At 43.3% G+C, this 7,094-nt stretch carries 7 protein-coding genes; 3 read left to right on the top strand and 4 right to left on the bottom strand.

Going from position 1 to position 7,094, the window contains the following annotated elements:
* Window positions 1–395 precede the first annotated feature (395 nt).
* The 3 genes from HCK02_RS12855 to HCK02_RS12845 are packed head-to-tail and all read right to left on the bottom strand — an operon-like array spanning window position 396 to window position 3,342.
* Complete coding sequence (locus HCK02_RS12855; RefSeq protein WP_115753233.1) at window positions 396–1,292, bottom strand: glycine betaine ABC transporter substrate-binding protein; 897 nt, start codon at window positions 1,290–1,292, stop codon at window positions 396–398.
* Between the two features lie 12 nt (window positions 1,293–1,304).
* Window positions 1,305–2,156, bottom strand: a complete 852-nt coding sequence (locus HCK02_RS12850) for an ABC transporter permease (protein ID WP_167630500.1) — start codon at window positions 2,154–2,156, stop codon at window positions 1,305–1,307.
* The gene (locus HCK02_RS12845; RefSeq protein WP_167630499.1) at window positions 2,149–3,342 is read right to left on the bottom strand and encodes a quaternary amine ABC transporter ATP-binding protein; all 1,194 of its coding nucleotides are present in this window, start codon (window positions 3,340–3,342) and stop codon (window positions 2,149–2,151) included. The genes HCK02_RS12850 and HCK02_RS12845 overlap by 8 nt, the downstream gene beginning before the upstream one ends.
* Window positions 3,343–3,613: 271 nt before the next feature.
* Here HCK02_RS12845 and HCK02_RS12840 point away from each other — a divergent pair, with 271 nt between their 5' ends.
* The 3 genes from HCK02_RS12840 (at window position 3,614) to HCK02_RS12830 (ending at window position 6,165) form a co-directional block, all read left to right on the top strand.
* Window positions 3,614–4,732 (top strand): carbohydrate kinase, encoded by a 1,119-nt coding sequence (locus HCK02_RS12840; protein WP_246215605.1) that lies wholly within the window; start codon window positions 3,614–3,616, stop codon window positions 4,730–4,732.
* Window positions 4,729–5,640, top strand: coding sequence for a pseudouridine-5'-phosphate glycosidase (locus HCK02_RS12835; RefSeq protein WP_167630498.1), 912 nt, complete (start codon window positions 4,729–4,731; stop codon window positions 5,638–5,640). Before HCK02_RS12840 ends, HCK02_RS12835 begins: the two co-directional genes overlap by 4 nt.
* An 81-nt stretch (window positions 5,641–5,721) precedes the next feature.
* Window positions 5,722–6,165: a 2-thiouracil desulfurase family protein gene (locus HCK02_RS12830; protein WP_167630497.1), complete on the top strand. Its 444-nt coding sequence runs from the start codon at window positions 5,722–5,724 to the stop codon at window positions 6,163–6,165.
* Window positions 6,166–6,394: 229 nt separating this feature from the next.
* Here the strand turns inward: HCK02_RS12830 and HCK02_RS12825 are convergent, their stop codons facing one another.
* On the bottom strand, window positions 6,395–6,838 hold the full coding sequence (locus HCK02_RS12825) for a carboxymuconolactone decarboxylase family protein (protein ID WP_167630496.1): 444 nt from the start codon (window positions 6,836–6,838) through the stop codon (window positions 6,395–6,397).
* Window positions 6,839–7,094 lie beyond the last annotated feature (256 nt).

Below are 7,094 nucleotides of genomic sequence, written 5' to 3'. Positions count from 1 at the left end.
AGTGCCAATAGAGTATACTCTATTGGCACTTTTATTTTTGTGTACCTTTAGCCGTTTTCAGTGGGTCAATTAAATGGAGTAAAAGGAGAATGAGATTTCAGGTGAAAAATCAGCATGGAAAAAGGAAGTGAAATAGATGCTTTTATTTGATATAACTGGTTTATTACCTGAATTTAAAATGAACTAGGAATACGATAGAAATTCAATAAGAATAATTCGTGTCAGCCATAAAAACTGTAAACAAACAAAGAAGAAACCAAGACAAAATGAAGAAATGGGGTTAACCAGCCAAGAGTAAAAGAACAGAAATCGTTCAATGAAGCCATTTGTAAAAATGACTTGCTTGACGATTCTGTTCTTTTTTGCTTTATGTCCTAGTCCCTTCTTTGTTTCAGTTATTTCTTCAAATCTTCAATTGAATTGATGTTTTTCATGTAAGTTGGAACTGCTAGGCCTACTTTGGCGCCTTTTAAGTTCACGCCAAGGTTTTCGACATCTTTTTTGTAGTCTTTATAGTAAATGCCAGATGTGTTTGGTAGCCAAGCGGCAACCATGCCATCCGCTGCGCCAGTCGCAATGGATGCCCACATTGGTTGGATTTCCATTGCTTGGATCGTTGGTTTGTAACCAAGGTCGCGCAGTACTTCTGCAACAACATTGGTGGAAGCAATTTCGGAATCCCAAGCGACATAAGTCAACTTAATCTTATCGCCATGTACTTTTTCAACACCATCAGTCCATTTTTTGACTTTGTCTGGATTGTCTTTGATCCATTTACGAGCAGCCTTTTCAGGATCTTCTCCGTTGTTAACTTGGAGCATCACATCAGACATTTCTTCTGCCGTCCAGTTGAAACGATCTAAAACGGTATAGGCAGAAGGCATATCTTTTTTAAGTCCTTTACGAACCATTGTATTGATGTTTTCTGCATCCCCATAAACATTCTTCGGATCTTTTAAGAATTTCAAGTCGAACTTCGTGAACATCCAGTGTGGCGTCCAGCCGGTTACAACGATTGGGCGCTTGTCTTTGATGGCTTTTTCAAGTGTCGACGTCATTGCTGCTGTCGAACTTGTTTGTAGTTGCCAGTTATAGTCGTCAAGCTTGTAGTCCTTAATGGCATTTTGAGTGGACAGCATAATACCAGCGCCGGCGTCAATTCCCGTAATCGTGTAATTGATTTGTTCGCCAAGTGGTTTATCTGGATCGTACTCAGCAAGCTCTGTTCCACAAGCGGATAAGATGAGGAAAAGAGCACTAAGCAAGGCCAAGATTGAAAGCTTTTTGCGCATCTTACTTCCTCCTTAATTTTCCGTTGTATTCTTTTTGTTAAAGCTTTGCGTCAAGCGGTCGAGGATGATCGCTACGATAACAATCGCGATTCCGGCTACGAAACCACCACCGGCATCGTTCCGTCCAACTGCGAAGTAAACACGTGTTCCTAGACCCATTGCACCGATCATCGAAGCGATAACGACCATCGATAGGGCAAGCATGATACTTTGGTTAATTCCGGCCATCATGGTTGATTTCGCCATCGGAAGTTCAACTTTGATGAGCTTTTGCCAACCGGTTGAACCGAATGAATCGGCTGCTTCGACGAGCTCTGTTGAAACTTGACGAATTCCGAGGTTTGTCATCCGTACAGTTGGCGGCATTGCGAAAATAACAGAAGCAACAACTCCTGGAACCATTCCGATTCCAAAGAAGGCAACCGCCGGAATCAAGTAAACGAAAGCCGGCATGGTTTGCATGAAGTCAAGAATCGGCTTAAAGATGGCTTCGACAATGTTACTCTTCGACATCCAGATCCCAAGCGGTACCCCGATAACAAGAGCGATTAAACTACTTGTTAAAACGAGAGTGAGCGTTTGGGTCATGTCGCGCCAAAAGTCGAGGTTCCAAATGAGGAGTAGCCCAATTAATTCGAAAAGAAGCAAACCCCATTTTTGTTTCTTGCGATTAATCCAAAAAGTAAGCGCTAGAATCAAGATGATGAAAAGCCATGGTGGCAAGAGGTCGAACACCCATTGAAAGGCATTTACGACACCACCGATAATATTTGTAATTACATTAAAGAAACCTTCAAATTTTGTTAAGCTATCAACGAGCTTATCAATCCAATCCGCAAGCGGAAGACTTGGAATATTAGGCATCTTGGTTCACCTCATTTCCCGAAAGTGCTGCGAGAACAGAACCACGGACGATAATTCCGCGAAGTTTGCCATCCTCAGTAACGGCTATTGGAATCGAAGTCGTTGAAACTTGATCCATTAGCTCAACAAGCGGCGTATCTGGGCTTGTTGTTGGCACATCCGTTTGAATAACAGAATCAAGCGATTTAACTTGTTCTTTCACGAGTTTAGATACATCTGATGCGTGGGCAATCCCAACTAGTTCCCGTCCTTTTTTTACGACGAAAATACTGGAAGTCCCAGCTTCACGCATCCGCTGCAAGGCAACACGCGGGCCATCTTTTTCAAAATTGATGATTTCTGGGCGAATCATTACGTTGCTTGCTGTGTAGACTTTCGAACGATCCACATCTTCAATGAATTTTTCTACATATTCATTAGCTGGATGCGCTAAAATGTCTTCCGGCGTTCCTGTTTGAACGACCGAGCCGTCACGCATGATCATGATGTGATCGCCAATTCGAAGCGCTTCATCCAAATCATGGGTGATGAAAATAATCGTTTTTTGCATTTTATCCTGTAAATCAAGAAGTTGATCTTGCATGTCTTTTCGATTTAATGGGTCAAGCGCAGAAAAAGCTTCATCCATTAATAGAATATCCGGATTGTTCGCAAGTGCGCGAGCAAGTCCGACACGTTGTTGCATCCCACCAGAAAGCTGAGAAGGAAATTGTTCTCCGTATCCAGAAAGGCCAACTAAATCAAGCGCATCTGAAGCTTTCTTTTCTCGTTCAGCTTTTGGAATTTTTTGTACCTCAAGTCCATATTCTACGTTGCTCAAAATTGAGCGATTTGGGAACAAACCGAAGCTTTGGAAAACCATGCTCATGCTTTTACGACGAACTTCCCGCAACTCTTTTTTATCCAGTTTCGAAAGTTCGCGACCGTCTAACCAAATTTCTCCACTCGTTGGTTCAATTAGTCGGTTTAAAAGCCGTACAAGTGTGGATTTCCCGCTTCCTGAAAGTCCCATGATTACGAAAATCTCGCCTTCTTCGACAGAAAAAGAAGCTTGGTTAACCCCGATGGTCGCACCCGTTTCTTTTAAAATCTCTGTTTTGGATTTTCCTTGAGACAATAGTGAAGAAGCTTTGGAAATTTTCTTGCCGAAAATTTTTGTCAAATTCTTAACTTCTATTTTACTCAAAATGATTCTCCTTTCTCACGTCCCATCGTCTTATCTTAGAATTTAAAAATAAAACGAACATCTTCCATTGTATCGAAGTTTTAGAGATAATTCACCCGATACACTCAAAAATGTATAATTTATAACTTTTTATTATTGCGCTGAGCCGCATTAGCATAGGGGTTAACAGAATTTAAAAAAAATTTTAGTTTTTTCTTGTGTAATAGCCAATTTATGCTACAATAAACATAAGTTTAATATTTAAACTTATGTTTGGGAGGAGGGAGGAAAAGTGAAACAAGATCGACAAAAGATGAACGAAAACGAAGAGCAGATTTATCGTTCAATTCAAAATGATCCCTATATCTCACAACAAGAACTGGCTGAAATCGTTGGGTTATCACGTCCAGCAGTTGCAAATTTGATTTCTGGTTTGATGCGGAAAGGCTGGATTTTAGGCAAAGGTTACATTTTAAATGAAGAAAATCGAATTATTTGCATAGGCGGGGCCAACGTGGATCGCAAGTTTTACTTGAAGGAAGCTGTTCAACTGGGAACTTCGAATCCAGTTCATTCCACACAAGGCGCTGGAGGCGTTGCGCGAAATGTTGCAGAAAATCTCGGTCGACTTGGAAGGAAAACCGTGCTTATGACGGTTGCTGGGATGGATGCGGACTGGGAAGCGATTAAGCGAGCTAGCGAGCGGTACATGGATTTGGATTATGTCGCTACTTTTTCTGGGATGGCGACAGGGTCCTATACGGCTGTTTTGGAAGAAAATGGTAATTTGCATGTCGCACTCGCAGATATGGATGCTTATGATGAATTAACGCCAGAGGTGCTTGCAAAAAATGAAGCGTTACTCGTGAATGCAGGAGCAATAGTTGCGGATTTAAATTGTCCCCAGGAAACGATTTGTTATTTGAAAGCGATGTCAAATGAGGCGGGGGTTCCTTTGATTCTTGTCCCGGTTTCATCGCCGAAGATGCAGCGCTTGCCGGAGAATTTGGATGGTGTTTCTTGGCTGATCTGTAACCGCGATGAGTCGGAAACCTACCTGAAAATGAAGATCGAGACAGAGACGGATTGGAAACTAGCTGCTCAGAAGTGGCTTGATCTTGGGATTCAAAATGTGGTTGTAACAAATGGGAAAGACGGGGCGATAGCAGGAAACGCGGAAGAAGGAATCTTGTATGAGCCCGCGATTGTAGTGAGGAATATTCAAGACGTCACAGGAGCTGGGGACGCGTTTTGTTCGGCTGTGATTCATGCTTGGCTGTCGGGACGTAGCCTTCGCGATATTGTGCGCGCTGGAAGCATTAATGCGGCTAAAACGTTGATGTCCGAATCGACGGTACGCCAAGACCTATCAGCGGCAAAATTAAAACAAGAATTGGAGGAATTAAAATGAAACAATATCTTTCGTATTCAGAAGAAGTTAAGCAAGCCAAACTTGCAGGGAAACCTATTGTAGCACTAGAATCCACAATTATTTCGCACGGGATGCCTTATCCGCAAAATGTAGAGACGGCACGTGTGGTTGAAGATATCATTCGCGAAAATGGTGCGGTTCCCGCGACGATTGCGATTATCGATGGGCAGATCAAGATTGGTCTTTCGGATGAAGAGCTAGAACTTTTTGGAAAGAGTTCAGGTGTTGCCAAAGTTTCAAGACGAGATATCGGGTATTTGATTGCAACGAAGCAACTTGGAGCAACGACTGTTGCGGCCACGATGATTTGTGCGGAGCTAGCTGAGATTCCAATTTTTGTTACAGGCGGAATTGGTGGCGTTCACCGCGGGGCAGAAACGACGATGGATATTTCGGCGGACCTTGAGGAACTGGCGAAAACAAATGTGGCTGTGGTTTGCGCGGGTGCCAAATCCATTTTAGACCTTGGCCTTACGATGGAATACTTGGAAACTAAAGGCGTACCAGTGATTGGCTACAAAACGGATGTGCTTCCAGCATTTTATACGTGGACAAGTGATGTCGAGCTGACGATTCGTGCGGATGAGCCAGGCGTTGTTGCAGAGAGCTTGAAAGCGAAATGGGACCTTAAGATTGATGGTGGGGCTGTGATTGCCAATCCAATTCCAGAGGAGCATGCGATGCCGGCAAGTGAGATCAATGCTGTGATTGCGAAAGCACTTCAGGAAGCAGATGAAAAAGGTATTCATGGGAAAGATGTCACGCCATTCCTGCTTGGCAAAGTGAAAGAATTGACCGCGGGTAAGAGCTTAGAGGCGAACATTGAGCTAGTGAAACATAATGCGCGCGTAGGTACGGTGATTGCGCTAGCCTACCAAAATTTATAAAAGAGACGCTGTGGCTTCGAAATTGAAGTCATGGCGTTTTTTTGATAAAGTGAAAAAGAAAAGAAGAAGGGGGAGCGTCTTGTGAAAATGGTGAGTGCGTGTCTGGCGGGAATTCCTTGCAGATATGACGGAAATCACAAAGAAAATCGTGATTTAAAGGAAATGGTAATCAAAGGCGAGGCGCTAGCGCTTTGTCCAGAAGTGATTGGTGGACTTGCGACGCCGCGGAATCCCGCTGAAATTGTGGGTGGCGATGGTTTTGACGTTTGGAACGGGACGGCAAAAGTGATGGACGATAAGGGGCATGACGTGACGGAAGCTTATAAAACAGGCGCAAAACGAACTTTTGACAGGCTGGAAACTTTGGGGATTACGACGGTCATTTTGAAGGAGAAGAGCCCTTCATGCGGGGCTTGTCAAATTTACGATGGTTCGTTCGGCGGAAAAACAAAAGCCGGGATGGGCGTTACTGCGGCTTACATGAAACTGAAAGGGTTAGAAGTTCTATCCGATCAGCAAATATGAATGGAAAAAGGTCTTGCGCCCCGCGCAAGACCTTTTTTGTGAAGCGGTTATTTAGTTTTCGGAAGGGCGAGGTTCGCAAGTAAGGCAAGCATGCTAATCGCGCTAAGTGTAATAAAAAGAAGCGTGCTGCTTCTTGCAAGCAGGAAGTTCCCGACTGTTGGCCCAATAAAATAAGCCAGATTACCTCTAAACAAAGCGCTTTGAATTTTTCAAAGCGCCTTGTTTAGGTTTAAGCTTTCATGGCTTTGGTCCCCGTTGCAATCGACAAGCGGTTCCAGCAATTGATTTGGTTGATCGCGAAAAGTAAATCGACATAGTCATTTTCGTCAAAGTATTTCCGAACGCGCTCGTAAAGCGCATCTGGAACGCCTTTAGCCGGGATCAAAGTGATGCTTTCACAAAGTTCGAGCGCGGCTTGTTCGGCGTCTGTATAAAAAGTGCATTCGCGCCATGCGCTAACGCAATAAAGTCGCTGTTCGCTTTCCCCTGCGTTTCTTGCTTCTTTTGTGTGCATGTTTAAACAATAGCCGCAGCCGTTTATTTCTGATGCGCGAATTTTGACGAGTTGTAGAAGTTTTGGGTCCAAATGTGAGGTTTTGAGGTATTTCTCCATCTCCATCATGACGCTGTAAGCTCCTTTAGCTGTGTTCGCATAATCAATTTGTTGTTCCATTTGAAAAACCTCCTCTAGTTTTAGAGTAGCACAATGTTCGAATCCCTCAAGCGCTTTGCTCGGCCTTGCTTTTTGGTCTGAAATTATTTTCAGACGCGCCTTTTTTTCTGAAAGCTCTTCAAATATAGCGCTTTCATATTCCAATTTGGCGGGCTCGTTGCTATACTTGTTTTGTATTAGAAAAGTCTAGTGGTAATAAGTCAAGCTGAACTTTTAAATTATTTTCAAGGAAAAACTAATTTTTGAGCGCACTGAA

The sequence above is a fragment of the Listeria valentina genome (assembly GCF_011800755.1).
In the GTDB taxonomy this organism is placed as follows: Bacteria; Bacillota; Bacilli; order Lactobacillales; family Listeriaceae; genus Listeria; species Listeria valentina.
Note: the sequence above shows the minus strand (reverse complement) of the source record. Positions and strands in the feature narration are given on the sequence as shown.

Bases quoted from the DNA above. Each gene is read 5' to 3' on its own strand.
- HCK02_RS12855 (WP_115753233.1), bottom strand. From the start codon at position 1,292: ATGCGCAAAAAGCTTTCAATCTTGGCCTTGCTTAGTGCTCTTTTCCTC.
- HCK02_RS12850 (WP_167630500.1), bottom strand. From the start codon at position 2,156: ATGCCTAATATTCCAAGTCTTCCGCTTGCGGATTGGATTGATAAGCTC.
- HCK02_RS12835 (WP_167630498.1), top strand. From the start codon at position 4,729: ATGAAACAATATCTTTCGTATTCAGAAGAAGTTAAGCAAGCCAAACTT.
- HCK02_RS12825 (WP_167630496.1), bottom strand. From the start codon at position 6,838: ATGGAACAACAAATTGATTATGCGAACACAGCTAAAGGAGCTTACAGC.